Origin of the sequence: Actinomadura atramentaria DSM 43919, assembly GCF_000381885.1 — a bacterium.
Classification (GTDB): domain Bacteria; phylum Actinomycetota; class Actinomycetes; order Streptosporangiales; family Streptosporangiaceae; genus Spirillospora; species Spirillospora atramentaria.
Window position 1 is genome coordinate 573,638 of the sequence record NZ_KB907210.1, and the last position, 26,441, is coordinate 600,078.

Sequence of the window (26,441 nt, forward strand, 5' to 3'; positions counted from 1 at the left end):
TTCTGAAGTTTCAGGGAAGGTCGTGCGCGCCGGACTTCACCTGAGCGGTGAACGCGCGCCAGGTTTCCGCGGCGACGAGGAGGTTCGGGCCGTCCGGGTTCTTGGAGTCGCGGATGCCGGTGACGGGGGCGAAGCTTGCGACCTCCACGCAGTTGCCGCCGGTGCCGGAGCTGTAGCTGCTCTTGCGCCACCGGGCGGCCGACGGAACGGGGTTGCTCACATGCTCTCCAGGATGTCGTGAAGGAGCCTCAGGGTCTCGTCGGCGGTCAGCGCCAAAGCCCTGATCCGGTCGTACCGAAGGCTATAGCCCCGGACCTGGTCGCCGCGCAGGATGAGCTGACCGTCGAGATGCCCCTCGACGTAGACGGCGTCGGGCTCATCCTCGAACCCGAGGATCTCGAACGCGCCCGGAAGCCCCGGGTACGCCCCGGCGCTGCCCGGAACGACCTGGATCGTGACATTGTGGCGCTGAGCCATCTCGATCAGGTGCTCGATCTGGCCGCGCATGACCTCCGAATCTCCGATCCTGCGCCGCAACGCCATCTCGTCGAAGATCGCGACGAGGTGACAGGGGTCGTCGTCGGTCAGGAGCGTCTTGCGCGCCATCCGCGTCTCGACCATCTCTTCGACCTTGTCCAGCGTGACGGTCCCGTCCTTCTCGATCAGCTCACGGGCGTACTCGGGCGTCTGGAGGATTCCGGTGACGAACATCGTCTCGAAGACGTGCAGGACGACGGCCTCCTCCTCCTTCTCCAGGAACTGCGGGAAGCCGGGCGGGAGGATCTGGAGGCGTTCGAGCTTCTTGATCCACTCCCACTTGCGGTGGAACGATCCGTTCGTCTTGAAGAACGTGTCGCAGTCGTTCGCGAAGTCCTCGGACGGCTGGTTCTTGCCGGACTCGACCGCGCCGATCCACTGCTCGGTGTATCCCAGCAGCTCGCCGAGCGCGACCCGGCCGAGCCCGGCGAGCTTCCGGTAGTTGTAAAGCTCGACCCCGAAGAACTCGTTCGGGGACGTCGGGGGGTCCGGGATGGACGGACGTCGGGGCATAACGCATCCTCCGTGCGCGCGAGGTTCCAAACCGGCGGCATTAGGGAGCGTGCCGCCGGTCATTCGTCATCCGGGGTTCTCGTGCGTCCGACGATAGACCCGTCACGCCGGGCCCGCGAGCGGTCACGGAAAGAAACAGAGCACCCTTTCCTACGTGCTCCCAATTCGGGCTATTTGCGCTTTTCTCTCCCCCGGGCCCCCGCCGCCGGGATCTGCTGAGTGAGGTTCAGCGCGTTGCCGTCCGGGTCCTTGACGTGGGCGACGCGCTGTCCCCACGGCATGTCGTTGGGGCCGCCGCTCACCGCGCCGCCCAGCACCGTCACCCGGTCGAGCATCGCGTCGACGTCCTCGACGGCGACGCTGAGCAGGATGCGCGGCGCCGACCCGTCGCCCGGGTCCTTCTTGGTGACCAGCCCGAGGTCGGTGTCGCCGACGCGCAGTCCGACGTAGAAGGCCGGGCCCTTCTCCGGCACCCGGAAGATCTCCTCGGCGCCGAACAGCTCCGTGTAGAAGCCGAGCAGGACGTCGTGGTCGGCGGTGAGGATCACTGGCTGGATCGTGGACATGGCGCTCCTGTCGAGAACGGTCGGTTCGACGGACAGACCGTCCGCGAGCGGTGAACTCATCGGCCGGTCGGTCCGCGCCAGCACGGGCTTCGGCTGGGCATGACGTCGCGCTACCCCGCCGACCCACCACTTCCGGGCGGTTATCCACAGGCGAGAACGAGTGCTTGACGTCACACTCCGGTTGATATCTGATCTCCGGGAACCCCCTGGAGGTGCGTCTTGCGTGCGCTGCTCGCGGTGCTCACCGCGCTCGTCCTCACCCTCGGGCTCGGCGTCGCCGCGCCCCCGGCCGCGTCCGCCGCGCCGGGCGACGGCTGCGACCCGATCGACCCGGCGGCGTGCCTGCTGCCGTTCCCGAGCGACTGGTACACGAAGGCCGACGCGGCGACGCCGACCGGCCGCCGGGTGGACATGAAGTCCACGTTGAAGAACGTCCTGGGCGTGCCGATCGCGCCCGCCGAGTGGAACCGGGCGGACGGTTTCTCGCCGGGCTCGGCGCTGCTCAGCCGCGTCCCGGGCCTGGACCTGGCCCGGACGAAGGCCGCGCCGATCACCGACATCGGCGCGTCCCTCCACGCGGACGCCCCGATCGTCGTCGTGGACACCGCGACCGGCGAGCGCTGGCCGTACTGGGCCGAGCTGGACGCGAACGCGCCCGAGGATCGCCGGGCGCTGATCGTCCGTCCGGCGAAGAACTTCACGGAGGGCCACCGGTACGCGGTCGCGCTGCGGAATCTGCGCGACGCTTCGGGCGCATTGATCGCCCCGAACGCGACGTTCGCGAAACTGCTCGGCGGGACGCTGCCGTCGAGCGATCCGCTCGCCGCGCGGCAGCGCGCGACGAAGGGCGTCCTGTCCGATCTGGCGGCGCGCGGCGTGACGGCGGAGGGCCTGTACCTGGCGTGGGACTTCACGGTCGCGAGCCGCCAGAGCCTCACCGGGAACGTCCTCAAGATCCGCGACGACGCGCTCGGGAAACTGGGCAACAAGTCCCCCGACTTCGTCGTCACGCAGGTCACCGACGACGTGGACGACAAGATCGCCCGCGAGGTGAAGGGTTTCGTCGTCGCGCCCAGCTATATGGAACTGTACGGCGGCCCACCAGGCGGCAATTTCCATCGGGGCAAGGACGGGCTGCCCGCGCAACTCCCCGGCAACAACCAGATCGTCCCGTTCCAGTGCGAGATACCGAAGGCCGCATTCACCGAGCCCGCGAAACCCGCGCTGTACGGGCACGGCCTGCTCGGCGGTGAGAACGAGGTCGGCGCGGGGAACGTGAAGTCGATGGCGAACGAGCACGACTTCCTGTTCTGCGCCACCAAGTGGATCGGCATGGCCACCGAGGACATCGTCAACGTCGCGAGCGCCCTGGTCGACCTGACGCGCTTCTCCACCATCGCGGACCGCACCCAGCAGGGATTCCTGAACTTCATCTTCCTCGGCCGCGCCATGACGCGCGGATTCGCGAAGAACAAGGCGTTCCAGGACGCGTCCGGGAAATCCCTCATCGACCCCGCCGCCGAACTGGCCTACGACGGGAACAGCCAGGGCGGCATCATGGGCGGCGCGCTCACCGCGATCTCACCCGACCTGCCCCGGGCCGTCCTCGGCGTCCCCGCGATGAACTACAGCACGCTGCTCAACCGCAGCGCCGACTTCACCGAATACGCGCAGGTGCTCAACATCTTCTACCCCGACAAACTCGATCAGCAGATCGGGCTCGGCCTCATCCAGATGCTGTGGGACCGGGGCGAAGCGGACGGATATGCCGCGCACCTCACCGACGATCCGCTGCCGGGGACGCCCGCGCACCGGGTGCTGATGCACGTCGCGTTCGGCGACCACCAGGTCGCGCCCGTCGCCGCGCAGGTCGAGGCGCGGACGATCGGCGCGAAGATCCACGCGCCCGCCGTCACGCCCGGCCGCGACCCCGACAAGGTGCCGTTCTGGGGCATTCCGCCGATCCCGTCCTACCCGTACACGGGATCGGCGCTGGTCGTCTGGGACAGCGGGTCGCCCGCGCCGCCGCTCACCGACACGCCGCCGACCGAGGGCCGCGACCCCCACTCGGACCCGCGCGGCAACGCCGACGCGCGGCGGCAGAAGGCCGAGTTCCTGGAGACCGGCCAGGTCGTCGACGTCTGCGGAGGGGGGCCGTGCGTGATCACTCCTTGAGCAGGCCCTTGTAGGCCAGCGCCCACCACAGCTCCGCGAGCGTCGCGTGGTCGCGGAGGTCCGCGCCGGTCGCGTCCTCGAACCGGCGCAGGCGGTTGCGCAGCGTGTTGGGATGCACGTAGAGGGCGCGCGCGGCGTCGTCCACGTGCATCCCGCCCGCGAGGTAGGTGACGACCGTGCGCTCCACGTCCGGCAGGTCCGCGAGCGGCGCGAGGTAGCGCTCGGCCAGCAGCGCGCCCACCTCGCGGTCCTCCGCGACCAGCGCCCGCAGGCCGAGGTCGGCCAGGTCGTGGACGCCGGTCAGGCCGAACAGCGCGGCCGTCTCCAGCGCCCGCGTCGCGCGCGCGAACGAGGCGGGGGCGTCCTCCGGGCGCACGGCCGGGCCGACGCCCGCCGTGATGCCCGCCTCCAGCGTGCGCGGGCGGCGGGCGAGCAGGCCGGCGACGTCGCCGTCCAGCAGCGCCACCGGCGGCGCGACGGGCGGCAGGTGCGGTTCGAGCGCGGCCAGGACCGTCCGCGCGGGCAGTCCCGACCGCGCCCGGAACGGGACGTACTCGCGGTCGGGGTCGAGGCCGAACGCCGCCGCCTGGAGCGCGACGCTCGCCCTGTCGAGGCCGCCCGACAGCATGCCGCGCACGAACGCGCCGCGCCGGAGCTGCGCGTCCAGGGCGTTCTCCAGCTCGACGCGGCGGTGCTCGCGGGCGGCGCGGACCATGACGCCGTCCGCCCAGTCCCACATGCGCTCCGCGAGCGCGAGGACGGCGGCCGGGTCCGCGCCCGCGCGGGCCGCCTCCGCCGCGAACCGCTCCCACACCGTGCGGACGCCGAGCCGGTACGCGCGCAGCATGTCCTCGACGGGGATGCCGTGCGCGGCCCGGTCGCCGCCGACGCTCGCCGCGCCCAGCGCCTCGGCGCGGCCGTGGCCGTGCAGCAGGAACGCGACGCAGTCGCGGACGCTGTTCTCGACGCCGGGGCGCAGCAGCTCGGGCGCGACGGCCGCGTACGAGGGGATGCCCGCGACGATCCGGTCGAGCACGCGGTCCGTCAGCGTTCCGACGTCCTCGCGCAGCACGCGCAGGACCGCCGCCGCCGTCTCCGACCCGTTCATCTGGGACAGGCTACGAACCCTTGCGGCGCGGGCGCATCCGGGGTGCGGCGGCGGCCGGGCAGCAACGCAACGTTGCGTTGTGTTCTTGGTAGAGTGCGGGCCATGCCGCCACGCCACGCCTCGGCGATCTTCGACGCCGTCCTCGCCCTCCTCGCGGAACAGGGCTACGCGGGCCTGACGATCGAGGGCGCGGCCGCGCGCTCCGGCGTCAACAAGACGACGATCTACCGGTGGTGGCCGTCCAAGGCGGCGCTCGTCGGCGCGGCCCTCGACCAGGGGATGCCGCTCGAACTGGCCGTTCCCGACACCGGATCGCTACGCGGCGACCTGGCGGCGCTCACCGGCTCGTTCGCCGAACTGCTCACGACGCCGCCGACCGCGGACATCGCCGTCGCGATCCTCGGCGCGGCGGTCGAGCACCCGGAACTCGCCGTCCACGTCCGCGCGTACTTCGCGGGCCGACTCGTCCGCGAACGCCCCATCTTCGACCGCGCCGTCGCCCGAGGCGAACTCCCACCCGACACGGACCCATTGATCCTCACGGACCTGCTCATCGGCGCGATCTGGATGCGCGTGATCCTCCGCGGCCTGCGCCCCACCCCGGATCTCGCGGCCCGCCTCACCGAAACGGTCCTCACAGGAGCCCTCCCACAGCGGTAAGTGAACCGTCGAACCCGCCCCCGCGTCCCAATCACGGCACCGTGAAAGGACGTGCGTGAACCCGACCGAGAAAAAGCACACCAGCAAGATCGTCTACACCGACGACCTGGTGATGCGCGGCCGCCGAACCTCCGCCCGCTTCAACGGCCAACGCCTGGAAATCACCCGCGGCCGAACCACCTGGCAAATCCCCGCGCGCGCGATCCAATCCATCGAACGCCACCGAGGCACGGTCCACATGACCCTGAGCGGCGAACCGGCCCCTGACCAGCGCACGCCGCCGCTGCGCTTCCGCACGTCCAGCATCCCGAACGCGACCAGTTTCACCGAACGAATCGAACGGTCGCTCCTGGCCGAGGACACCGCTCCCGACGGTTACGCACTCGTCACCGCCGTCACCCGCGGCCGCCGCGCCCCCACCGACCCGAACGTGCTGAAACTGATCTTCCTGGCGAAGACGGCCGGTCCGTTCATCGGAATACCGATGCTGGTCCACCCCAGCGTTGGAAACCTCGCCACGCTGTTGCTCATGAGTCCGTTCGCCACGTTCGGCGCGCTCATCTTCCGGGCCGTGTTCGAGGGAGGCATCCGGCACGAGTTCGCACTGCGGCGACGCGGGATGACGGTGGCCGGACGCCGCTCCGATCACGGAAAGTACCGCGTCGATTTCACGACCGCTGACGGAAGGCGGTTCACCGGGGTCACCGTGACCGGTTTCTCGACGCCTCGTCGCGGAGCCATCGACGTCACCTACGATCCGCGGCGACCCCGCATCGCCCGAGGCCCGCTGGGGTTCGTCCACTACGCGGTGATGGCGGTCTTCCTCGCCGTGGGCTCGGGGTTCGCTTTCATCTCGCTCCTGACCTTCCTGGCGGTCCTGACGACGCGGTGACCGCTCAGCGACCGCGACCGGGCCCGGCTCTTTCGAGCCGACGCCGACCGGTCAGTCGGCCGCGAGGTGGCGTTCGATCGTGGCGACCTTCGCGTCCAGGGCGCCCGTCACGCCCGGGCGGATGTCGGCCTTGACGACCAGGCTGACGCGGGGCGCGCGGGCCGCGACCGCGTCCGTCGCCGCCTTCACGACCGCCATGACCTCGTCCCACTCGCCCTCGACCGTCGTGAACATGGCGTCGGTGCGGTTCGGCAGGCCGCTCGCCCGCACGACGCGCACCGCCTCCGCCACCAGTTCGCCGACGTCCTCGCCGGTGCCGAGCGGGGTCACCGAGAACGCGACCAGCATCGCTACCTCCGTCTACGGTTGGGCCACCTGCCGTACCACGATCTCATCCAGCCGCCGCTCCACGATCGCCCCCACCGGCCAGTCGCGGACGAGCGCGCGCAGCAGCGCCGCCTCGTGCTCGGCGTTCGCCGCGTCGAACCCCTGCTGCTCGAGGCTGCTGCGCAGCGCCTCGACGTAGTCCTCGTCGGTGAACCCCGCGACGTCGCGGATCATCGCGGTCGTCGTGGCGCGGTGCGAGTTGAGCCCCGCGAAGGCCCGGCCGCAGCCGCAGCCGCCGTCCGGGTCGTTCTCGTCGCGCGCGCACACGACCCCGATGTGGACCAGCTCCCCCTCGACGCACCAGTCGAAGTCGTTGCGCCGGTACCCCTGCGTGGTCTTGGTGGCGGTGAGCAGCTTCAAGGCCGGACCCCTTCCCATGAAACGCGTCTCCCACGCTACGTCGGGGGTCCGACAGTCGGCGCGGGCGCGCGGGCGGCGCGCGCCTCCCCGAGGGCGGCGCGCGCGGCGACGCGGTCGGTAGGGCGGGTGGGACTTGAACCCACGACTGGCGGATTATGAGTCCGCTGCTCTGACCGGCTGAGCTACCGCCCCGTGAAAACCGTCCTGACGTGCTGGAACCCGTCTGCCCCGCATGAGGGAGCGGCGGATTTCCTTCCAACGGCCCCAGGACGACCCGCGCCAGTGTATGGCGCACCGGTCACGGAGCGCTATATCGAAGGTCGGGGCATACCACCCCCGAGGCCACTGTCGGCAACCTCCGGCGCACGTGTCACCCGTGAGGACCACCGAGGCGTCATCCTTTTCGCGGAGTGACGCGGCCGGTGACCGGCGGGTAAGGTCCCGGCCATGTCGAGACTCCGAGGCCGCGCCGCCGCCCTCGTCCCGGTGCTGCTGGCGCTGGTGACGGTCGCCTCCTGCAAGGGCGGCGACGACGGCGGGAAGACCGCCGCGAACGAGCCGGACGCGACCGGCACGCTGAAGCAGGCCGCGCAGGCGATGTCCGCGCTGTCCAGCACGGCGTTCACGCTGACGACGGACGGGAACCCGCAGATCGTCGTCAAGGGCGGCGAGATGAGGCTGCTGAAGAACGGCGACGCGGACGGCACGCTGCAGATCGCGCAGAGCGGCCAGGCCGTCGAGATGAAGATCGTCTCGCTGGGCCCGACGTTCTACGTGAAGGCGGTCACCGGCGGCTGGAAGAAGGTGCCGAAGGCGATGGCCGCGTCGCTGTACGACCCGTCGGCGGTGCTCGACCCGAACCGCGGCATCCCCAAGCTGCTGACGTCGGTGACGGACCCGAAGGCGGAGGCGTCCGAGGACGTCCGCGGCCAGAAGGCGCACCGGGTCGCGGCGACGCTGCCGAAGGAGGCGCTGAACGGCCTGATCCCCGGCGTCAACGAGGACCTCAAGGGCAAGGTCTGGATCTCCGACGCCGACCACCGCCTGCTGCGGGTGAAGGGGAACGTCTCCGGCGGCTCGCTCACGATCGACTTCACCGAGTTCGACAAGCCCTACAAGATCACGGCCCCGGCGTGACCTCCCGTCGCCGCGTCGCGATCGGCGTCGGCGGCGCGGTCGTGCTGCTGGCCGCGCTGGACGCCTACGTGGTGACGACCATCCTCGTCACCGTCCTGGACGACCTGCGGCTGCCGATCAACCACATCGAGCGGATCACCCCGGTCGTCACCGGGTTCCTGCTCGGCTACGTCGCGGCGATGCCGCTGCTCGGGCGGCTGTCGGACCGCCTGGGGCGGCGGCCGGTGATCGAAGCGTGCCTGATCGTCTTCGCGGTCGGGTCGGCGGTGACGGCGCTGGCCGAGCCGCCGCACGGCGTGCTGGTGATGACGGCGGGCCGAGCGGTGCAGGGCATGGCGGGCGGCGCGCTGCTGCCGGTGACGATGGCCCTCGCCGGCGACCTGTGGGACGAGGAGCGGCGGCCGGTCGTGCTCGGCGCGGTCGGGTCGGCGCAGGAGCTGGGCTCCGCGCTCGGGCCGCTCTACGGGGCGGCGGTGGCGAGCGCGGCGAGCTGGCGGCTGATCTTCTGGATCAACATCCCGCTGACGGTGCTGGCGCTGGTCGCGGTGCATCTCGCGGTCCCGGCGGGGCGGCCCGCGCCGGAGGACCGGCCGAGGATCGACGTCGTCGGCGGGATGCTGCTGGCGCTCGGCCTCGGGCTGCTGGTCGTCGGCGTCTACAACCCCGCGCCGGACGAGTCCGCGCTGCCGTCCTGGGGCGTGCCGACGCTCGCGGGCGGCGCGGTCGTGCTCGTCGCGTTCGTGCTGTGGGAGATCCGCTCCCGCACCCGCCTGCTGGACCTGGCGGGCACCCGGCGCGGCCCGCTGTTCGCGACGCTGGGCGTGAGCTTCCTGTCGGGCGCGGCGCTGATCGTCACGCTGGTGGACGTCCAGCTCGTCGCGCAGACGCTGCTCGGCGACGACGCGCTCGGCGGGGCGCTGACCCTCGCCTGGTTCCTCGGCGCGCTGCTCGTCGCGGCGGTGCTCGGCGGGCTGGTGACGGTGCGGATCGGCGAGCGGTGGCCGCTGGTCGTCGGGATGGCGGTCGCGGCCGTCGGGTACGCGCTGATCGCGACGTGGCCCGCCGCCGTCGCGGACGCCGCGTACGGCCCGCTCCCCCGGATGCAGACCGACCTGGTCGTCACCGGGCTCGGTCTCGGGCTCGTCATCGCGCCGGTGTCGTCGGCGGTCCTGCGGACGGTCCCGGCCGCGCAGTTCGGGATCGCGTCGGCGGCGGTCGTCGTCGCGCGGATGATGGGCATGCTGCTCGGCATCGCGGCGCTCACGGCGTGGGGCCTGCGCCGGTTCCAGACGCTGACGGCGCATCTGGAGACGCCGCTGCCGTTCCTGATGTCCAAGAGCGAGTTCGCCGCCGCGATGGCCCGGTACGAGGCCGCGCTGAAGTCCGCGCTGCGCACCGAGTACCAGGAGATCTTCTGGATCACGGCCGCGCTGTGCGCGCTCGGCGCCGTCGTCGCCCTCGCCGCCCCCGGCCGCCGCACCGCAGCGCCCGCGCCGCGGAAGTCCCCTGATCACCTCTTGACAGGCCGCTGACGCGGGAAGAGGCTTTCGTCACTCACCGGCTGACGGGCAGTCCGGGAGGACCACTGCGAGGGAAGCCTTGGAACCGCTCGTCGAACACCGTCCCGGGACGACGGTCCGCGCCCGGTTGACGGCGGCGGGCCTGAAGCTGACGGCCGGTCCCGTCCTGGCGCTGTGGCCGCTCGGCCCGCGCGGGCTGCGCCCGGCCGTCGCGATCGACCTGGCCGCCCCGGTGGCGCTGCCCCGGCCGCGCTGGGCGAGCGTGGAACGCGTCGGGTTCCGCGACTTCCGCGCCGAGTGGGTGCGGGCGCCGCGCGCCGACGACGACCGGGTCGTCCTGTACTTCCACGGCGGCGGTTTCTTCTCGTGCGGGCTGCGCACGCACCGCCGGATGGTCGCGCGGATCTCGGCGGCGGCGGGCGCGGCCGTGCTGTCGGTCGCGTACCGGCAACTGCCCGCCGCGCCGCTGACGACGTCGGTGGACGACTGCGTCCGCGCGTACCGGTGGCTGCTGGAGCGCGGCCACGACCCGGCGCGGATCGTCGTCGCGGGCGACTCGGCAGGCGGTTTCCTGGCGTTCGCGGCGACGCTCGCGGCGCTGGCGGAAGGCCTGCCCGCCCCGGCGGCGATCGTGGCGATGGCCCCGTTGACCGACCTCGACCACACCGAGAAGGCCGCGCACGCCAACGCGCGGCTGGACGCGTACCTGCCCGCGCGGCGCGTGCGGCGGCTCGCGGAGCTGCTGACGGAGGGCGCGGTCCCGCTGGACCCGGCGGTCTCCCCCGTCAACGCGGACCTGTCCGGGCTGCCGCCGGTGCTGATCCAGGTCGGCTCGACGGAGATGCTGCTGCCGGACGCGGAGCTGATGGCGGACCGGCTCACCGCGGCGGGGGTGCCGTGCCGCCTCCAGGTGTGGGAGGGGCAGGTCCACGTCTTCCAGGTGTTCGCGGACCTGGTTCCGGAGGGGCTGGCGGCGCTGCACGAGGTGGGGGCGTTCGTGCGGGAGCACACGAGCGCGCGGCGGGAGGTTCCGCGGGCGCGCAGGCGTCGGCGCGCGCGTTCGGCGGCCTGACCGCACGCGTCCCGCGCGTCCCCGGAGCCCGGCCCGTGACGGGCGGCCACGATCCCGTGCCCGCGGAGCCTGTTCGATCATGCGCCGCCGGAATACTCTGGGAGAAGAAGGCAACATGCCTCTTACCGGGAAGGTCCCCGGGGAGGTGAGGACGATGCGCGTATCCGGTGAGGGCGGCCGCCGCCCCGCACGGCTCGAACGCCGCCGCGCGCGGCTCGCGGTGCGCCGCGTCCGGGGCCCGCTGCCCCTGCGGGCGCTGCGGCGCCTCGGTCTGGTGCGCAGTCCGCTGCGCCGCCGCGTCGACCGGTTCCAGCGCTGGTGCGCGGCCGGGCTGCTGGCGCTCGCGCTGGCCGCCGCCCCGGCCGTCGGGATCTGGCTGGGCGGCTGGGCGTACGCGGCGGGCGTCGGCGCGGAGCGCGCCGAGCGGGCGGGCCGCGCGCTGGTGCCGGTGACCGTCACCGCGACGGGCGGGCTCGGCACGACCGGCGACCGGTACGTCCACGAGACGGTGCAGGGCACCTGGACCGGTCCGGACGGCCGCCCCCGCGTCGGGACGCTGCCCGCCTGGAAGGGCGCGGAGGTCGGCGAACGGCACCGGGTGTGGATGGACCGGGACGGCATGCCGACCGTCCGGCCGCGCCCGCACAGCCGCACGGTCACCGACGCGGTGTACGCCGGGATCGTCGGCGGGATCGGCGCGCTGGTCCCGGTGGGCCTGGCCTACTGGGGGCTGCGGGCGCGCTGCGACCGGCTGCGCGACCGGGACTGGGAGTCGGCGTGGGCGCGGATGGACACCGACGCGGGCAACAGCCGCCCGTCCTGAGCGGGCGTCCGGGCGGGCGTCAGTCCGCCGCGACGAGGACCGCCGCGATGCGGTCGAGGGCGGCCAGGTCCTCGGGCGGCAGCGCGTAGAGCGACGCGGGCGGGCGGCCCAGGATCTCCTCGGCGCGGGCGGCGACGGCACGGCCCGCCTCCGTCGCGCTGACGATCTTGGAGCGGCGGTCGGCGGGGTTGGTCGTCCGCTCGACGAGCCCGCGGCGTTCGAGGTCGTCCACGACGAGCGTCGTGTAGGGCCGGTCGGTGATCAGCGCGTCCGCGAGGTCGCGCAGGGTCATGGGCCGCTGCGCGATCCGCCGCAGCGCCTTGGTGCGGAAGAAGCTCATCCCGAGCTCCTCGGTGACCTCCCGCCGCCGGTCGCCGCGCTCCTGCAGCAGGACGCGCAGGTTGTGCCACGCGCGGACGGCCGGGTCGTTCGATGGAGCGGTCATGGCGTCGTCACCGGGTCCCGGGGTGCGTCGAACAGGGCTGCGGTCCGCTCGGCGGTGCGCTCGGCGCGGCGTCCCGTCGTCCAGGCGCCGAGGACGAGGACCGCCGCCGCGCAGCCGGCGATCACCCAGTATGCCGGTCGGGCGGCCGCGACGAAGCCCGCGGACACGCCGCCCGCGACCGTCCCGGCGCTGACGACCGCGCCGATGACGGCGACGCCGAGCGCCTGTCCGACCTGGCGGCTGGTGGACGCGACGGCCGCCGCGACGCCCGCCTGCGAGGTCGGCATGCCCGAGACGGCGGTGTTGGTGATGGGCGAGTTGAGCATCCCGAACCCGATGCCGAACAGGACGTTGGCGAGGATGAGCAGCCCGGTGGTGGACGCGGCGTCGAACGCGGCGAACAGGATTCCGGCGGCGAGCATCGAGACGCCCGCGATCTGGAGGGGCAGCCGCGGCCCCCGGCTGCCGACGAGGCGTCCCGACAGCGGCGCGGTGACGGCGGTCAGCGCGGCCATCGGCAGCAGGTACAGCCCGGCGTGCAGCGCCGACATGTGCCGGACGCCCTGGAGGTACAGGTTGCTCATGAACAGGAAGCCCGCGAGCGCCGCGAAGCCGCAGACGGCGATGAGCGTCGCCCCGCTGAACGGGAGGCTGCGGAAGAAGCGCGGGTCGATGAGGGGTTCGGCGGCGCGCCGCGCGTGCAGCGCGAAGCCGGTGAGGGCGGCGAGCGCGAGGGCGGCGGCGGCAAGGACGCGCGGCGCGGTCCAGCCGAGCACGGGCGCCTCGATGATCGCGTAGGACAGCGCGCCGAGCAGGACGATCGCGCACACCTGCCCGATCGGGTCGGCGCGGCGGGCGAGCGGGGCCTTGGACTCGGGGACGAACTTCGTGGTCAGCGCGAGCGCGGCCAGGCCGATCGGGAGGTTGAGCCAGAAGATGGAGCGCCAGCCGACGCCGTCCACCAGGAGTCCGCCGACGACGGGCCCGGCGGCCATGCTGAACCCGACGACGCCGCCCCAGACGCCGATGGCGCGGGCGCGTTCGCGGGGTTCGGTGAAGACGTTGGTGATGATCGACATGGCGACGGGGTTGAGCATCGACCCGCCGACCGCCTGCACGACGCGGGCGGCGATCAGCCAGCCGAGGCCGGGCGCGAGGCTGCACAGCACCGACCCGAGCGTGAACAGGCACAGGCCGACGCGGAAGACGCGGCGGCGGCCGATCCGGTCGGCGGTCGCGCCGGAGAAGATCAGCAGGGAGGCGAGGACGATGAGGTACGCGTCCACGGTCCACTGGAGGCCGGGGACGGACGCGTCGAAGTCGCGCTGGAGCGAGGGCAGCGCGGAGTTGAGGATCGTGTTGTCGAGGCTGACGATGAGCAGGCTCGTACAGCAGATCGCGAGGACCAGCAGGCGGCGCCGGTAGCTGAGTTCGGGCAACGGACCTCCAATGGTTGTACGACTAAAACCATTGTAGGCACACAACTATTCCGCGCGGACCGCGGGGCGGCGCGCGGCCGGGACGACCAGCGGCGTCCCGGTCTCCGGGTCGTCGATGACCCGGCACGGCAGGCCGAAGACGTCCTCGACGAGTTCGGCCGTCACGACCTCGCCGGGCGGGCCCTCCGCGACGATCCGGCCGTCCTTCATGACGACGAGGTTCGTGGCGTAGCGGGCGGCGTGGTTGAGGTCGTGGAGCACCGCGACGACCGTCCGACCGCTCTCGTGGAGGTCGGCGCACAGGTCCAGGACGTCGATCTGGTGGGCGATGTCCAGGAACGTCGTGGGTTCGTCCAGCAGCAGGATCGGGGTCTGCTGGGCGAGCGCCATCGCGATCCAGACGCGCTGGCGCTGGCCGCCCGACAGCTCGTCCACGCCGCGGTCCGCGAGCGCGGCGACGCCCGTCGCGGCCATCGACTCGGCCACGACCCGCTCGTCCTCGCGCGACCACTGCCGCAGCAGGCCCTGGTGCGGGTAGCGGCCGCGCGCGACCAGGTCCGCGACGGTGATGCCCTCCGGCGCGACCGACGACTGCGGCAGCAGGCCGAGGGTGCGGGCGAGCTTCTTGGCGGGCCAGCCCGCGACGGACTCGCCGTCCAGGACGACGGTCCCGGCGGTCGGCTTGAGGATGCGCGCGAGCGCCCGCAGCAGCGTCGACTTGCCGCACGCGTTCGGGCCGACGACCACGGTGAACGAGCCGTCGGGGACAGCGACGGACAGGCCCTCGGCGATCGTCCGCCGGTCGTAGGCGAGGGTGAGCTTGTCGGCGCGCAGACGGCCGTCCATTCAGATCCTCCCGGACTTGCGCTCGGTGACGAGCAGCCAGATCAGGTAGCAGCCGCCGAGCAGGCCCGTCACGACGCCCACCGGGAGCTGGTGGCCGGGGACGACCCGCTGCCCGGCGAGGTCGGCGGCCGCCAGCAGCGCCGCGCCCATCGCGGCGGACGGCAGCAGGTTCGGGCCGGGCGCGCGGGTGAGGCGGCGGGCGAGCTGCGGCGCGGTGAGCGCGACGAACGACACCGGACCGGCCGCGGCGGCGGCGAGCGCCGTCAGCAGGACGGCCGCCGCGAGCACCGCCGTCCGGACGGCCCCGACGCCGATGCCGAGGCCGTGCGCGGCGTCGTCGCCCATCTCCAGCATCCGCAGCGGGCGCGCGCAGCACGCCAGGACGAGCGGGACGAGGACGGCGAGCGCCGTCAGCAGCGGCGCGGTGTCGGACCAGTCGCGGCCGTCGAGGCTCCCGGCGAGCCACAGCACGGCCCGCGCGGCGTCGGTGATCTGGGCGCGGGTGACGAGGTAGCCGTTGACGCCCGTCAGGATCGCGGCGATGCCCACGCCGAGCAGGATGAGCCGCTGGCCGTGCAGCCCGTGCCGTCCGGCGAGCGCGTAGATGACGAGCCCGGCGGCCGCGCCGCCCGCCGCCGCCCCCGCCGCGACGCCGATGCCGCCCGCGCCGCCGAGCACGATGACCGCGAGGACGCCCGTCGCCGAGCCCTGGCTGAACCCGAGCACGTCCGGGCTGCCCAGCGGGTTGCGCACGAGCGACTGGAACACCGCCCCGGACAGGCCGAGCGCCGCGCCGACCGCGAGCGCCGTCGCCGCGCGCGGCAGCCGCAGCTCGCGGACGATGAACGCGTCCGAGGGATCGCCGCCGCCGAGCAGCGCCCGCACGACGCCGCCGGGGCCGATCGGGAAGTCGCCGCTGCCGATCGCGACGACGGCCAGCGCGCACGCGGCGGTCGCCAGCGCGAGCGTGACGAGCAGGGCGCGCGGGCTGAACCGCAGCGAGACGCGCGCGATGTGCAGGACGGTCACGCGGGCTTCCTCCGGCGGACGAAGTACAGGAAGAACGGGCCGCCGAGCACGACCGTCACGACGCCGACCTGGACCTCCGACGGACGGGCCAGGACCCGTCCGACGACGTCCGCGCCGAGCAGCACGACCGGCGACAGCACCGCGCAGTACGGCAGCAGCCAGCGCAGGTCCGGGCCGGTCAGGACGCGGACCACGTGCGGGATCATCAGCCCGACGAACACGATCGGGCCGCACGCGGCGGTGGCCGCGCCGCACAGCAGCGTGATCGCCACGATCGAGGCGGCGCGGGCGCGGGCGGGGTGCGCGCCGAGGCCGCGCGCGGCGTCGTCGCCCATCGCCATCGCGTTGAGCGGGCGGGCGAGGGCGAGCGCGAGGACCGTCCCGGCGGCGACGAACGGCAGGATGCGCCAGGCGGTGGAGCCCTGCGCGGCGGCGAGGGAGCCGACCGTCCAGAACCGCATCTTGTCCAGCGACGCGGTGTCGAGGAGTTCGACGGCGTTGACGTAGGAGTACAGCGCGGCGTTCAGCGCGGACCCGGCGAGGGCGAGCCGCGCCGGGGTCGCGCCGCGTCCGCCGCCGACCGCGTACAGCAGCACCGCGACGAGGCCCGCGCCCGCGAACGCGAACCAGACGAAGCCGAGGAAGGACGTCACGCCGAGCAGCGAGATCGCGGTGACGACGGCGGCGGACGCGCCCGCGTTGATGCCGAGCAGGCCGGGGTCCGCGATGGGGTTGCGGGTGAGGGCCTGCATGACCGCGCCGCCGAGGCCGAGCGCGGTCCCGGCGAGCAGGCCGAGGCACGTGCGGGACAGCCGCATGTCGTGGACGACGGTGTACGCGGGCGCGTGCGGGTCGGTGAGCCCGGCCCAGACCTCGGCGAGCGAGAGCGGGCGCGCGCCGACCGCGAGGCTGAGCGCGGCGACGGCGGCGAGCATGACGAACGCGGCCAGGAGCCCGGTGGCGCGGGCGGTGCGGCGGGGTCTTCGGTGCTCGGCCGCGAGCGCGGGCGGGGATTGCGCGAGGGACACCGTGGTGGGGGCTTCCGGTCGGGTCGGGGGCGGGCGTGCCGCTCTTACTTAGGTTAGGCTAGCCTAACCCTCCGTCCGGAATCCTTCCGCATCACGGTACCCCGCGATCGAATTGGAACGAACCATGTCGTCTTCGCCCCGTTCTCAGACCACCCGCCGCCGCGCGTTCCTGTCGGCGGGCGGCGCGCTCGCCCTCGGCGCGCTGCTGGCCGCCTGCGGCGGGAGCGGCGGCGCGTCGTCCGGCGGGACGGCGTGGTCCTTCGCCGACGACCGGGGCACGACGGCGCGCGCGGACTCCCGTCCGACGCGGGTCGTCGCCTACATCGGCGCGGCGGCCGCGCTGCACGACTTCGGCGTGGTGAAGCCGATCGTCGGCGTCTACGGGCCGACGAAGCTCAAGGACGGGTCGCCGGACCCGCAGGCCGGGAACGTGGACGTGAACAAGGTCACGATCATCGGGAACGCCTACGGCGAGTTCAACATCGAGAAATACGCTTCGCTGCGGCCGCAGCTTCTGATCGACAACGTGTTCGTCGGCAAGGACCTGTTCTACGTCCCGGCCGAGAGCAAGGACAAGATCTTCAAGCTGGCCCCGTCCGTGGGGATCTCCACCGGGGCCGTGCCGCTGACCGAGCCGATCAAGCGGTACTCCGAACTGGCCGCCTCACTGGGCGCGGACCTCAAGTCGCCGCTCGTCACCGAGGCAAAGGCGCGCTTCGAGAAGGCGGCTGAGGACGTGCGTGCGGCCGTCAAGGAGAACCCCGGGGTGAAGGTGCTCGCGGCGTCCGCCAGCCCGGACCTGTTCTACGCGTCCAACCCGGGAAAGAACACCGACCTCATCTACTACAAGCAGCTCGGCGTCAACCTGATCACGCCTAACAAGATCAGCAAGGACGGGTACTTCGAGGAACTGAGCTGGGAGAACGCCGACAAGTACAAGGCGGACGTCATTCTCCTGGACTCCCGCACCCAGGCGCTCCAGCCGAAGGACCTCGGCTCGAAGGCGTCGTGGAAGGAGCTGCCCGCGGTGAAGGCCGGCCAGGTCATCCAGTGGGAGGCGGAGCCGCGTTTCTCGTACCTCGGCTGCGCGCCGCTGCTGGAGAACCTCGCCAAGGCGATCCGGTCGGCGAAGAAGGTCGCGTGAGCTACGCGTTCCTGCCCTTGCACGTCCTGCACACCGCGCGCCTCGGCCCGACGATGACCCGCGTGACATTCGGCGGCGAACGGGTGGACGAATGCGCCTCCGGCGGCTTCGACCAGCGCCTGAAGTTGTTCCTCCCCCTGCCAGGCCAGGAACGACCGGTAGTCCCGGTGGATGACCCCGACTGGTTCACAGCCTGGCGAGCGCTGGACCCGTCAATCCGCTCCATCATGCGCACCTACACGGTGCGAGCCCAGCGCCCCGGCGAACTGGACGTGGACTTCGCCCTGCACGGCGAAACCGGCCCAGCGTCCCACTGGGCCAGCAAGGCCCGCCCAGGCGACCAAGTAACGATCTTCGCCCCACTCACCGCAGACAACTCAGGCGTGGACTTCCGCCCCCCACCGACCGCCACCCGAATCCTCCTGGCCGGAGACGAAACAGCCCTCCCCGCAATCGGCGGAATCCTGGAAAGCCTGCCCGCCGACGTCTCCACCGAGACCTGGATCGAAGTCCCCGACCCAGCCGACCGCCAGGAATTGCCGTCAACACCGATCCACTGGCTGACCCGAACAAACAACGAACACCTGACCGAAGCCCTCCCCGCAGCCTCGATCACTGTCCCCGACTACGCCTGGATCGCCGGCGAGTCCAGCACGGTAAAAGCACTCCGCCGCCACCTGGTCCAAACCCTCGGCATGGACCGCCGAACAGTGACCTTCACCGGCTACTGGCGCAAAGGCGACACCGAAGAAGACCTCTTGGCCGAAGTAGCCGCAGGCAGAACCCCGCACACCGAGGAATAATCCCACCGCCCGGCGGGGCTCAGCCCTGCCAGTGCGCAGCTTCATACGCGCGAATAACCTCGTCCGGAATCTTGCCCCGCCCCGGACGCGCACCCGACCGCTCCGCGTCACGCACCTTAAAAAACCCATAACCGTTCGGCTGAAAACCCCGGTCCTCGACCACCACGGAACGCCCGCGACTCTCCTCAGCCCGCCGAGCCGCAGCCCGGAGACGCTCAGCCCGTTCCTCGGAGTCGTATCCAAAGTCGCAACTATCCGCTCCCCGACGCAACCCGTCGACGATGAACGCCGCGACCTCGTCCACTCTGGATTCATCCACACATAGAACGCTACGCACCACCTCCGACAACGCGGCGAGACCAAGCGCAGCGCAGAAAAGAAGCCCTCATCCCCGCGGGCGCGGGGCGGAACTCATCGCCCAGGCCGAGCAGATCGCGGTCCTGGGGCCATCCCCGCGACCGCGGGGCACAGGCTCACGCGGTCACAATCTCACTAGCGGCCGTCGGCTCATACGAGGCAGGCGAGGAGCTGGTCTGCCTGCTGGACCTTGTCGTCCGTGCGGGCGACCTGCCATCCCGCGCGGAGCTTTCGCAAGGTGTTGATCACACGTTGGGAGGAGACGTCAAAGGCACCGCGACTGTCCAGCACAGTACGAGCGGCGTCCACGGGTCTGCCTTGGCGAAGCTGCACTTCGGCCAACCGCGCAGCGACAAGCGCGAGAGTCCGGCGTTCGGTCGGGCGCCGCGAGGCGATGGATGCCGCGAACGCCTGCTCAGCGCCGGGCAGGTCACCGAGCTGGGTGAGGGTGAGTCCAACCTGATGCTGGTACGCCTCCTGTCGGTAGGTTCCGGTCAGTTCGGCTTCGGGCAGGGAGTCGGCGCGGTCGAGGAGGATTTCGGTCGAGCGCAGGAGGGCGACGGAACGGTGGCCGTCCCGATCGCGAGCAGCGAGTGCTTCGGCACGCATTCCAGTGACCCATGCGCGGGTACGCGTTGGCGCACCGGCGCGAAGGCCGGATGCAGCGGCGTCGGCGAGATCCAGCGCCGTTTCGGCGTGCCCGAGTTCGACGGCTTGGACAGCAAGACTACGGAGCGCGGTGGACCGCAGAACGGGATTGCCCGCCTCGTCGGCGAGGCGTACGGCCTGGACGTAATACCGCTGGGCGAGTCCGGTTTTCAGGTCGTCAGCGGCCATCCATGCCAGGAGGTAGACCAACTCGGCGGCTGCACTGAACAGCGAAGGGCGGGCTCGGCCACTGGTGCCGCGCAAAAGCGGAGCGACGTCATGGACGAGGTACGCGGCAACGGCTGTACGGGCGTGCCCGCCACCATAGAGGTCGTCCATCACCCCGAACTGATGGGTGGCCGTGCGGATGCGTTCGACGTCGGATCGCCCGGCCGACCGCGCCGGGCCGGTTCTCTCGAAGATCGCCGCGTGGGCTGGAGGCGTCGCGGCCGTGAGGGAGTAGAGGGCGGCAGAGGCCATCAGTGTGCGCCGGTTGAGCATGTCGTCCCGTCCCAGTCGCAGGAGCCAGGTCACGGGGTCTCCGGACCAGGGGTCCGACGAGGCGTCGCGGCCACCCGGCAGCTCCCATCCGAGGCCGGTGGAAGACAGTTCGGGCTCGTCCAGTAGCCGCGCGAACGCCTCGACGGCCACCGCCATCATCGCTGGCGAGGGGGTTGCCCCGTTGAGCCATTTACCCAACGTTGCAGCGGTGGCACGGACTAGGTGATCGTTCTCGGCGGCGACCTGGTTGAGCATGTCGGCGATGGCCGAGTATGTCGCACCCGTCCGCTCGATGGCGTCAGCGAGCGCGGAGTTGCTGATCGGTTGTGTACGTGGTCGCGGCACGGCCTCTCCTCAACTGCTGCGCCTCGGCGCTACCGCGGAGGCGTCGCCCCCCAGTCACAAGGATCACGAACGCGCGCGGGAGAACAAGGGAAAACGAAGCAAAACGCATCCCCCTTCCAGCCCGGCGGCACGTGGAGTTCTATTTCTACATCAGCCAATCCGCTCAACTGGACGGAGACGAGCACGTGAGCGCGCCCCCCAGTCATGTCGAGGACACGATCTTCGCCGGCGACACCATCGAACGCGTTCCGACACTGACCGACCGCTACGACTACAAGAAGGAGCCGGGCCACGCTGACACGGCCCACACCTCCGACGAAATCAAGACCTGATCGGCCACCAGTCCCGGTGTCGCGTTTCATTCGAACGTCGACACCGGGGCCATCGCCTATATGGCCAGCCGAGTAGAACGGCAATCAACCATGCTGGACCTGCACATAAATCACATCGACCTCTCCGGAAACTGGACATGGTCGGGAAAAAGATGGACGTGCCGCGAATCATTCATCGAGCCGTTCGACCACCCCGCTCTTACCGCATCCTGTGAGCCGCTTCCCGAAGCGGACGGCGGCGGCTGGACTTTTACAGTCCGGGAACGCCGCGACACGGTGAACGCGATCAGCGGCGAGTTCTGCCGCGTCGCCGCCACCGCTCAATATGTCACCATCACCGCTGGCTCATGGGGAACTGCACCCCTGTTCATCCTGGAGCGCGACCAGTGCTTGTTCGGGTCGTGGGATCTGACTCGTCTCCCTCTACGCGGTTCACCGCTCAACGAACGCGAGGCGGCACGGCTGTTAACGATGCGGTTCCGCTACACCGCCGAAACGTTGTTCACCGGGCTCCTACGACTCACCGAACGGGCCACGATCCGCAGCGACTTCACGGGCACGCCGCTGGTGGTCTATCCCGAGCCCGCGCAGCACTGGGCACCGCGCGAGTTGGCTCCGGAAGCCGATGTCGTCGCCGGTTACGAGACCGTCCTCGACCAGGTCCTCGCCGAGTACTCCTTCATCCCAGACATGACCGCCGCGCAGGTTTCCGGAGGGCTGGATTCGGCGAACATCGCACTCAGCCTCGGCAGTCGGCCAGGCGGTCGGACGATTGTTCCCGGGGCGGTCGTCGTTGGGGGAAGACGGGGCGAGTTGCAGGCCGAGCGAAGGCGGCTGCTCATCGACCGGGCCGGTTTCGCAGTTCCGGACGAGCAGGTCACCGCGTCGGCGCACCTTCCTTTCTGTCCGGAGGGTGCGCGGGCGGGCGGCGAACGGTTGAGCCCGTACGATGAGCAATACGAGGAAGCGCTGACCACGTTGCACCGCCGCTTCGCCGACCGCGGCGCCAGATACGTGTTCACCGGGGTGGGCGGCGACGAGATGGTCGCGTTGAACCGTACAGAAATAACGGCTCAGCCGGTCGGCAGTGACCGCGTTTTCATGCCGTGGCTGACTGCGAAAACTTGCCAGGCCGCCCAGCATTCGGACGAAGGCCTTGCACCGACATCAGCCATAAACGAGATGTCGCTCATCGCAATGGGGTACAGCGCTCCTTCCCTACTCAAGGCCGGACTATGGCCCTACCACCCGTTCACCCACCCCCGCTTGATCCGGTTCGGAGAGTGGCTCCCTGAAGAGTGGCGCCGCAACAAGCGGCTCCCTCGCGAACGCCTCACCCGACGGGGCCTTCCTGACCGAGTCACCCACCCGAAGGTCACTGAAAGTTTCGCCGAGACGATGGACCTCGCGCTCGTCCGGTATGGCGTCCCACTCTTGCGCCGATTGTTGAGCGATGGGTTCCGATTGGTCGACGAGGGCCTCATCGACCCGGACCGGCTCACCGATGCGTGCGATCGGATCGAGGCGGGCACACCGTGGCCGCGCAACCGGCAACGGGAGGTGTTCGACGCTCTCGCCGTCGAACACGCCATCCGAACACTGACCGACGATCCTGCCCTGACGCTACGGTGACGGTCGTGAGCGAGTACGCGATGCGTCCGGCGCGGTCCGATGACGTCGATGCGGTTGGGGCGCTGATCCTTGCTCGCGCGCGGTGGATGGCCGAACGTGATCTGGATGGGGCGCAGGGTTGGGCCGATGGCGCGGTGCGGCTCGCGGCGCAGATCACCGATCCTCGGTTTCCCGTGTGGGCGCTGACGCGTGTCGCCGATGGGCGGGTGGCGGGGGTCACGAGCGTTTTCACCCAGACGCCGCCTTGGGGGTGGACTGAGGATGAGCGCGCTGAAAGCGCGCTTTTTCTCGCGTCCACGGTCACCGACCCGGAACTTCGCGCGGATCGCCCTGGTTGCGTCATCGCCTGGTGGGCGCTCGGCCATGCCGCCCGAAACGGCTACCGGTGGGTGCGGCGAGGATGCGGCTCCCTTGGCTTGGTGCGTTATTACCGCGACGTTCAGGGCTGGACGCTTTCCCACACCGTTGAACGGCACGGCGAAACCGCTTATCTCCTAGCCCGCAGGGCCACTGTTCAACGAGAACTGTCTGCGGAGTAGTCGGCTGATCAAAGCCGCCGCCCGCAGGCAGGAGCGCGCGGCCTGATTGGCAGCGGCGAGTACGCCGGGCCGGGACCATCCCAGCGCGGGCAGAGCTTGCCGACCCGGCGTGTCACCAGTGCGGAGACCCGATTTCGTTTGGATGGGCGCGCGGGCGATGACGGTCTCTTGAGCGTTGGGTGGCTAGGGGAGGTCGTGGGTGCCGGATTTTGTTTGGGTGGTGAAGGTGTGCCAGGCGTTGGCGGTGAGGAACAGCGCTGGGCCGTCGGGGTCCTTGGAGTCTCGGATGCCGGTGGCGGGGGTGAAGCCTGCGACCTCTACGCAGGCACCGCCGTTGCCGCCGCTGTGGGTGCTTTTGCGCCAGGCGGGGGCGATTTCTACGCAGGCACCGCCGTTGCCGTGACTGTGAGTGCTTTTGCGCCAGGCGGCGGCTACCTCTACGCAGTCGCCGCCGTTGCCGCCGCTGTGAGTGCTCTTGCGCCAGGCGGCCACCTCTACGCAGTTGCCGCCGTTGCCGTGGCTGTACGTGCTCTTGCGCCAGTGGAGATCGTTCGCGGGCATGGGGGCTCCGGATGGGCTCGGGGTAAGCCGGTCGGGGAGGGCATACCCCGTTCGCCGGGCCCGGTGTCGTTCTGGAGTTTGGGTCGGTGACCGATTCTGGGGTTCACGACAGGACCGCTCGCGGGGCGTGGTCGAGACTCCTGATGTCGTCGTCCACGTCAATGTCTCCAGGCCGTCCCCGCATGCGCGGGGCAGAGCTCTTGCGCCAAAGCGCGGCCCGTTGAGCGGAAGGGGCATCCCCGCGCGTGCGGGGCGGAGGCTTGTTGACCTGGTGTTTTAGTAGCGCGACGGGCCGGTTTTATTTAGTTGGGTTTCACTACTCACGTGGGGACGTCCGCGCGGTATTGGCGGTCGATACGAACCACGTGTCCCTTGACTCTTTGGGTCTGCGACTCGGGTGGGGATGTGGGGGGACCCCCAGGCGCGGGCCTGGGGGTCCGGGGTGGTCAGGGGAGGTCGTGGGTGCCGGACTTCACCTGGGCGGTGAAGGCGCGCCAAGTGGCGGCCGTGATCAGCAGTTTCGGGCCGTCCGGGTTCTTGGAGTCACGGACGCCGGTGACGGGAGCGAAGCTCGCGACCTCGACGCAGTTACCGGCATTGCCTCCGCTGTAGCTGCTCTTGCGCCACTGGGCGGCCGACGGAACGTGAATGTTCACATGCTCTCCAGGATCTCGTGAAGGAGCTTCAGGGTCTCGTCGGCGGGCAGCGCCAAAGCCCTGATCCGGTCGTACCGAAGGCTATAGCCCCGCACGTGGTCGGCGCGCTGGACGAGCTGGCCGTCGAGATGCCCCTCGGCGTACACGACGTCGGGCTCGCCCTCGAACCCGAGGATCTCGAACGACCCCATCGTGCCAGGGTACGAGCCACGCGAGAACGGGACGATCTGGATCGTGATGTTGTGGCGCTCGGCCGCGTTGATCAGGTACTCGATCTGCCCGCGCATGACCTCCGGTCCGCCAACCTGGCGGCGCAGGACCGTCTCATCGAAGACCGCGACGAGATGGCACGGGTCCTCCCCGGTGAGGATCTCCTTGCGCGCCATCCGGGACTCGACCACCTCGTTGACCTTCTCCGGGAGCACCGACCCGTCCTTCTCGATCTGCTCGCGGGCGTACTCGGGCGTCTGGAGGATGCCCGAGACGGCGGACAGCTCGAAGGCGTGGATGACGACCGCCTCCTTCTCGCGCTCCAAGCATTCCGCGAAGCCGGGGAGGTAGATCTGGAGGCGCTCGACCTTCTTGATCCATTCCCATTTGCGGTGGAATGACCCGTTCGTCTCGAAGAACGTGTCGCAGTCGTTCGCGAAGTCCTCGGACGGCGGGTACTTGCCGGATTCGATCTGGCCGATCCACTGCTCGGTGTATCCGAGCAGCTCACCGAGCGCGACGCGGCCGAGGCCGGCGAGCTTGCGGTAATTGAACAACTCGACCCCGAAGAACTCGTTCGGCGTCTTCGGGGGGTCCGGTATGGACGGACGTCGGGGCATATGCACCTCCGCGCTGAGGGTTCCAAACCAACGGCGATGGGGAGTGTGCCGCGGGTTGTTCGTCATCCGGGGCTCTCGGGCTTCCGACGATAGCGCCGTCACGGCAGGCTTGTGGCCCGTCACCGAAAGAAATCAGCGGAATCGGGGTGCGTCTCGTGATCAAAGCGGAAGCGGCGGAGGCCGAGGCTCTGGCCCGCCTTCAGGAAGAATTCCCAGGTCACCGCATTTGGCGAAGTGTGCGCTCGGATGATCGTCTCGGCGACTGGGTCGCGACGCTCCGCGACCCGGACGAGGGCGTGGACGCGACCGTCATGGCCGGTAGCGCCGCCAAGCTCCGCGACGCCCTGGTGAACGAGAAGGCGAGGGTCGGGCTGCCCAACCCGCTGCGCCTCTAGAGAACCCCACGACCCGCGGGCGGCTGGGGAGTCCGCCGCGGGCCGTGGCCGGGGGCCGCGCCCATTCGGGGCGGCGCGGCCCCCACCTCCGGGAGGGGGCCGCACGGACGGTGGGCGTCCCCCCGGGCGCACCGCCCGCGCGGCCCCGCCCGGCGCCACCACCGGCTCCCCGCCCGCGACGCCGCCGCCAACGCGCGGGCCGCGACGCCCATGTCCGGCCGACGCACATCCGGCCGACGCACGTCCGGCCGACGCACGTCCGGCCGACGCACGTCCGGCCGACGCACGTCCGGCCGACCCACGTCCGGCCGACGCACGTCCGGCCGTCACCGCACACCGATCGAGACCCGCCATGACGATCACCGAGTTCCGCCGCAGCTTCCCCGGCGTGCCCTGCTGGTGGGGGACGTTCACCCGCGAGTGGTGGGCGCTCGTCCGGACGCCCCGGCGCGACCGCCTCGTCCACGCCTCGTCGGTGGACGGGCTCGCGCGCGCGGTCGTCCGCGAACTCCGCCGCTGACCCCGTGAACCCCGCGCGGCCGGGAGACCGTCCGGCCCTCCCGTCCGGCCCGGCCGCGCGGTCGGAAAACAGCGACGGGGCGGGCCGGAGACCGGCCCGCCCCGCGCACGAGCAGGATCAGACGTCGGCGGCGCAGTAGACCTTCACCGAGCTGGTCCGGTTGTCGCCGACCTTGTTGTTGGACAGCGTCGTGTCCTTGCGGACCGCGCCCGGCAGGTGCGCCGTGCGCTTCCACGTGCTCACCGCGCCCGTGTAGTTCTTGTACTGGAAGAGCTGCACCTGGCACGCCTTGTCGACGGTCAGCGAGCTGAAGCTGTTGTCGGCGCTCGCGCCGTTCGGCCACGTGTAACCGGCGAGGTTCTTGATGTTGCCGGTGAGGCAGGCGCGCTGGCCGCCGAAGTTCTTGAGCTGGTACGCCCAGACGTAGCACGTCGCGGCCTTCGCCTGGAGCTTCGGGCCGGTGGCGGGCTCGGCGGCCCGCGCGGTCCCGGCGGCGCCGAGGGCGAGCGCGGCGCCGACTCCGGCGACGGCGGCCGTTCGCAGCATTCGGGACATCCTGTGCTCCTTACCGTTGGGGGGCGGCGGGGGCGCGCTCAGGCCGATCGCGCCCCCGCGCGGTCTCGGCCCATGATCACAAAGCG

General features: G+C 71.2%; 30 protein-coding genes and 1 tRNA gene. 14 read left to right on the plus strand and 17 right to left on the minus strand.

What is annotated here, in order from left to right; genetic code table 11:
• Positions 1-10: 10 nt before the first annotated feature.
• From G339_RS0110140 to G339_RS0110150, 3 genes are all read right to left on the minus strand, one after another.
• Positions 11-220: a DUF397 domain-containing protein gene (locus tag G339_RS0110140; protein ID WP_019630966.1), complete on the minus strand. Its 210-nt coding sequence runs from the start codon at positions 218-220 to the stop codon at positions 11-13.
• Positions 217-1,050: a helix-turn-helix domain-containing protein gene (locus G339_RS0110145; protein WP_019630967.1), complete on the minus strand. Its 834-nt coding sequence runs from the start codon at positions 1,048-1,050 to the stop codon at positions 217-219. Before G339_RS0110145 ends, G339_RS0110140 begins: the two co-directional genes overlap by 4 nt.
• A gap of 170 nt (positions 1,051-1,220) precedes the next feature.
• Entirely contained in the window at positions 1,221-1,616 is a 396-nt protein-coding gene (locus G339_RS0110150) for a VOC family protein (protein ID WP_026341314.1), read from the minus strand.
• Positions 1,617-1,835: 219 nt separating this feature from the next.
• Here G339_RS0110150 and G339_RS0110155 point away from each other — a divergent pair, with 219 nt between their 5' ends.
• A complete protein-coding gene (locus G339_RS0110155; RefSeq protein WP_019630969.1) occupies positions 1,836-3,791 on the plus strand; it encodes a hypothetical protein in 1,956 nt (651 codons plus the stop codon).
• Here the strand turns inward: G339_RS0110155 and G339_RS33190 are convergent.
• Entirely contained in the window at positions 3,781-4,899 is a 1,119-nt protein-coding gene (locus tag G339_RS33190; RefSeq protein WP_019630970.1) for a PucR family transcriptional regulator, read from the minus strand. The two genes, G339_RS0110155 and G339_RS33190, sit on opposite strands and share 11 nt — an antisense overlap.
• 102 nt (positions 4,900-5,001) lie before the next feature.
• Between G339_RS33190 and G339_RS0110165 the strand changes: the two genes are divergently transcribed.
• Positions 5,002-5,559 carry a TetR/AcrR family transcriptional regulator gene (locus G339_RS0110165; protein ID WP_019630971.1) on the plus strand — a complete coding sequence of 186 codons (558 nt, stop codon included), beginning with the start codon at positions 5,002-5,004 and terminating at the stop codon, positions 5,557-5,559.
• A gap of 55 nt (positions 5,560-5,614) precedes the next feature.
• Entirely contained in the window at positions 5,615-6,451 is an 837-nt protein-coding gene (locus G339_RS0110170) for a hypothetical protein (protein WP_019630972.1), read from the plus strand.
• 51 nt (positions 6,452-6,502) lie between these two features.
• On the opposite strand, the gene G339_RS0110175 is transcribed toward G339_RS0110170, so the two are convergent.
• From G339_RS0110175 to G339_RS0110185, 3 genes are all read right to left on the minus strand, one after another.
• Positions 6,503-6,799: an MTH1187 family thiamine-binding protein gene (locus G339_RS0110175; RefSeq protein ID WP_019630973.1), complete on the minus strand. Its 297-nt coding sequence runs from the start codon at positions 6,797-6,799 to the stop codon at positions 6,503-6,505.
• Positions 6,800-6,811: 12 nt separating this feature from the next.
• The gene (locus tag G339_RS0110180) at positions 6,812-7,198 is read right to left on the minus strand and encodes a DUF7715 family protein (RefSeq protein ID WP_019630974.1); all 387 of its coding nucleotides are present in this window, start codon (positions 7,196-7,198) and stop codon (positions 6,812-6,814) included.
• A gap of 118 nt (positions 7,199-7,316) precedes the next feature.
• Positions 7,317-7,390 (minus strand) — tRNA-Ile (locus tag G339_RS0110185).
• Positions 7,391-7,645: 255 nt separating this feature from the next.
• Here G339_RS0110185 and G339_RS0110190 point away from each other — a divergent pair.
• The 4 genes from G339_RS0110190 (at position 7,646) to G339_RS0110205 (ending at position 11,750) form a co-directional block, all read left to right on the plus strand.
• Positions 7,646-8,335, plus strand: coding sequence for an LppX_LprAFG lipoprotein (locus tag G339_RS0110190; RefSeq protein WP_019630975.1), 690 nt, complete (start codon positions 7,646-7,648; stop codon positions 8,333-8,335).
• Positions 8,332-9,867, plus strand: coding sequence for an MFS transporter (locus tag G339_RS0110195; RefSeq protein WP_019630976.1), 1,536 nt, complete (start codon positions 8,332-8,334; stop codon positions 9,865-9,867). The genes G339_RS0110190 and G339_RS0110195 overlap by 4 nt, the downstream gene beginning before the upstream one ends.
• A 67-nt stretch (positions 9,868-9,934) precedes the next feature.
• Positions 9,935-10,927 (plus strand): alpha/beta hydrolase, encoded by a 993-nt coding sequence (locus G339_RS33195; protein WP_019630977.1) that lies wholly within the window; start codon positions 9,935-9,937, stop codon positions 10,925-10,927.
• 154 nt (positions 10,928-11,081) lie between these two features.
• Positions 11,082-11,750, plus strand: coding sequence for an Rv1733c family protein (locus G339_RS0110205; RefSeq protein ID WP_019630978.1), 669 nt, complete (start codon positions 11,082-11,084; stop codon positions 11,748-11,750).
• A gap of 19 nt (positions 11,751-11,769) precedes the next feature.
• On the opposite strand, the gene G339_RS0110210 is transcribed toward G339_RS0110205, so the two are convergent.
• From G339_RS0110210 to G339_RS0110230, 5 genes are read right to left on the minus strand one after another with little or no spacing between them, the layout of a single operon-like run.
• Positions 11,770-12,195: a MarR family winged helix-turn-helix transcriptional regulator gene (locus tag G339_RS0110210; RefSeq protein ID WP_019630979.1), complete on the minus strand. Its 426-nt coding sequence runs from the start codon at positions 12,193-12,195 to the stop codon at positions 11,770-11,772.
• Positions 12,192-13,634 (minus strand): MFS transporter, encoded by a 1,443-nt coding sequence (locus G339_RS0110215; RefSeq protein ID WP_019630980.1) that lies wholly within the window; start codon positions 13,632-13,634, stop codon positions 12,192-12,194. Before G339_RS0110215 ends, G339_RS0110210 begins: the two co-directional genes overlap by 4 nt.
• A gap of 45 nt (positions 13,635-13,679) precedes the next feature.
• Positions 13,680-14,480: an ABC transporter ATP-binding protein gene (locus G339_RS0110220; protein WP_019630981.1), complete on the minus strand. Its 801-nt coding sequence runs from the start codon at positions 14,478-14,480 to the stop codon at positions 13,680-13,682.
• Entirely contained in the window at positions 14,481-15,509 is a 1,029-nt protein-coding gene (locus G339_RS0110225) for a FecCD family ABC transporter permease (RefSeq protein WP_019630982.1), read from the minus strand.
• Positions 15,506-16,537, minus strand: a complete 1,032-nt coding sequence (locus tag G339_RS0110230; protein WP_019630983.1) for a FecCD family ABC transporter permease — start codon at positions 16,535-16,537, stop codon at positions 15,506-15,508. The genes G339_RS0110225 and G339_RS0110230 overlap by 4 nt, the downstream gene beginning before the upstream one ends.
• 124 nt (positions 16,538-16,661) lie before the next feature.
• Here G339_RS0110230 and G339_RS0110235 point away from each other — a divergent pair, with 124 nt between their 5' ends.
• Positions 16,662-17,681: an ABC transporter substrate-binding protein gene (locus G339_RS0110235; RefSeq protein ID WP_019630984.1), complete on the plus strand. Its 1,020-nt coding sequence runs from the start codon at positions 16,662-16,664 to the stop codon at positions 17,679-17,681.
• Positions 17,678-18,484, plus strand: a complete 807-nt coding sequence (locus G339_RS0110240) for a siderophore-interacting protein (protein WP_019630985.1) — start codon at positions 17,678-17,680, stop codon at positions 18,482-18,484. Before G339_RS0110235 ends, G339_RS0110240 begins: the two co-directional genes overlap by 4 nt.
• A 507-nt stretch (positions 18,485-18,991) precedes the next feature.
• Here the strand turns inward: G339_RS0110240 and G339_RS0110250 are convergent.
• Entirely contained in the window at positions 18,992-20,335 is a 1,344-nt protein-coding gene (locus G339_RS0110250) for an NsdA family TPR-like regulatory protein (protein ID WP_205625514.1), read from the minus strand.
• Between the two features lie 131 nt (positions 20,336-20,466).
• Here G339_RS0110250 and G339_RS0110255 point away from each other — a divergent pair, with 131 nt between their 5' ends.
• The 3 genes from G339_RS0110255 (at position 20,467) to G339_RS0110265 (ending at position 22,838) form a co-directional block, all read left to right on the plus strand.
• The gene (locus G339_RS0110255) at positions 20,467-20,667 is read left to right on the plus strand and encodes a hypothetical protein (protein ID WP_019630988.1); all 201 of its coding nucleotides are present in this window, start codon (positions 20,467-20,469) and stop codon (positions 20,665-20,667) included.
• Positions 20,668-20,757: 90 nt separating this feature from the next.
• Positions 20,758-22,299 carry an asparagine synthase gene (locus G339_RS33200; RefSeq protein WP_157407450.1) on the plus strand — a complete coding sequence of 514 codons (1,542 nt, stop codon included), beginning with the start codon at positions 20,758-20,760 and terminating at the stop codon, positions 22,297-22,299.
• A gap of 5 nt (positions 22,300-22,304) precedes the next feature.
• Positions 22,305-22,838 (plus strand): hypothetical protein, encoded by a 534-nt coding sequence (locus tag G339_RS0110265; protein WP_240489772.1) that lies wholly within the window; start codon positions 22,305-22,307, stop codon positions 22,836-22,838.
• Positions 22,839-23,021: 183 nt separating this feature from the next.
• Here the strand turns inward: G339_RS0110265 and G339_RS37620 are convergent, their stop codons facing one another.
• The 3 genes from G339_RS37620 to G339_RS0110275 form a co-directional block, all read right to left on the minus strand.
• Positions 23,022-23,399, minus strand: a complete 378-nt coding sequence (locus G339_RS37620; protein ID WP_084693187.1) for a DUF397 domain-containing protein — start codon at positions 23,397-23,399, stop codon at positions 23,022-23,024.
• A 446-nt stretch (positions 23,400-23,845) separates the two neighbouring features.
• Positions 23,846-24,055: a DUF397 domain-containing protein gene (locus G339_RS0110270; protein ID WP_019630991.1), complete on the minus strand. Its 210-nt coding sequence runs from the start codon at positions 24,053-24,055 to the stop codon at positions 23,846-23,848.
• Positions 24,052-24,885 (minus strand): helix-turn-helix domain-containing protein, encoded by an 834-nt coding sequence (locus tag G339_RS0110275; RefSeq protein WP_019630992.1) that lies wholly within the window; start codon positions 24,883-24,885, stop codon positions 24,052-24,054. Before G339_RS0110275 ends, G339_RS0110270 begins: the two co-directional genes overlap by 4 nt.
• Before the next feature lie 236 nt (positions 24,886-25,121).
• Between G339_RS0110275 and G339_RS38680 the strand changes: the two genes are divergently transcribed.
• The gene (locus G339_RS38680; protein WP_019630994.1) at positions 25,122-25,280 is read left to right on the plus strand and encodes a hypothetical protein; all 159 of its coding nucleotides are present in this window, start codon (positions 25,122-25,124) and stop codon (positions 25,278-25,280) included.
• A gap of 352 nt (positions 25,281-25,632) precedes the next feature.
• On the plus strand, positions 25,633-25,800 hold the full coding sequence (locus G339_RS38685) for a hypothetical protein (protein WP_019630995.1): 168 nt from the start codon (positions 25,633-25,635) through the stop codon (positions 25,798-25,800).
• 117 nt (positions 25,801-25,917) lie between these two features.
• Here G339_RS38685 and G339_RS0110295 read toward each other — a convergent pair whose 3' ends face one another.
• Entirely contained in the window at positions 25,918-26,355 is a 438-nt protein-coding gene (locus G339_RS0110295; RefSeq protein ID WP_157407451.1) for a peptidase inhibitor family I36 protein, read from the minus strand.
• Between the last annotated feature and the right edge of the window lie 86 nt (positions 26,356-26,441).

Coding starts and splice junctions, on each gene's coding strand:
- G339_RS0110175 (WP_019630973.1), bottom strand. CDS start 6,799: ATGCTGGTCGCGTTCTCGGTGACCCCGCTCGGCACCGGCGAGGACGTC.
- G339_RS0110220 (WP_019630981.1), bottom strand. CDS start 14,480: ATGGACGGCCGTCTGCGCGCCGACAAGCTCACCCTCGCCTACGACCGG.
- G339_RS0110205 (WP_019630978.1), top strand. CDS start 11,082: ATGCGCGTATCCGGTGAGGGCGGCCGCCGCCCCGCACGGCTCGAACGC.
- G339_RS38685 (WP_019630995.1), top strand. CDS start 25,633: ATGACGATCACCGAGTTCCGCCGCAGCTTCCCCGGCGTGCCCTGCTGG.
- G339_RS33200 (WP_157407450.1), top strand. CDS start 20,758: ATGCTGGACCTGCACATAAATCACATCGACCTCTCCGGAAACTGGACA.
- G339_RS0110190 (WP_019630975.1), top strand. CDS start 7,646: ATGTCGAGACTCCGAGGCCGCGCCGCCGCCCTCGTCCCGGTGCTGCTG.
- G339_RS0110275 (WP_019630992.1), bottom strand. CDS start 24,885: ATGCCCCGACGTCCGTCCATACCGGACCCCCCGAAGACGCCGAACGAG.
- G339_RS0110295 (WP_157407451.1), bottom strand. CDS start 26,355: ATGTCCCGAATGCTGCGAACGGCCGCCGTCGCCGGAGTCGGCGCCGCG.
- G339_RS0110235 (WP_019630984.1), top strand. CDS start 16,662: ATGTCGTCTTCGCCCCGTTCTCAGACCACCCGCCGCCGCGCGTTCCTG.
- G339_RS0110150 (WP_026341314.1), bottom strand. CDS start 1,616: ATGTCCACGATCCAGCCAGTGATCCTCACCGCCGACCACGACGTCCTG.
- G339_RS0110145 (WP_019630967.1), bottom strand. CDS start 1,050: ATGCCCCGACGTCCGTCCATCCCGGACCCCCCGACGTCCCCGAACGAG.
- G339_RS33190 (WP_019630970.1), bottom strand. CDS start 4,899: ATGAACGGGTCGGAGACGGCGGCGGCGGTCCTGCGCGTGCTGCGCGAG.
- G339_RS0110165 (WP_019630971.1), top strand. CDS start 5,002: ATGCCGCCACGCCACGCCTCGGCGATCTTCGACGCCGTCCTCGCCCTC.
- G339_RS37620 (WP_084693187.1), bottom strand. CDS start 23,399: ATGCCCGCGAACGATCTCCACTGGCGCAAGAGCACGTACAGCCACGGC.
- G339_RS0110210 (WP_019630979.1), bottom strand. CDS start 12,195: ATGACCGCTCCATCGAACGACCCGGCCGTCCGCGCGTGGCACAACCTG.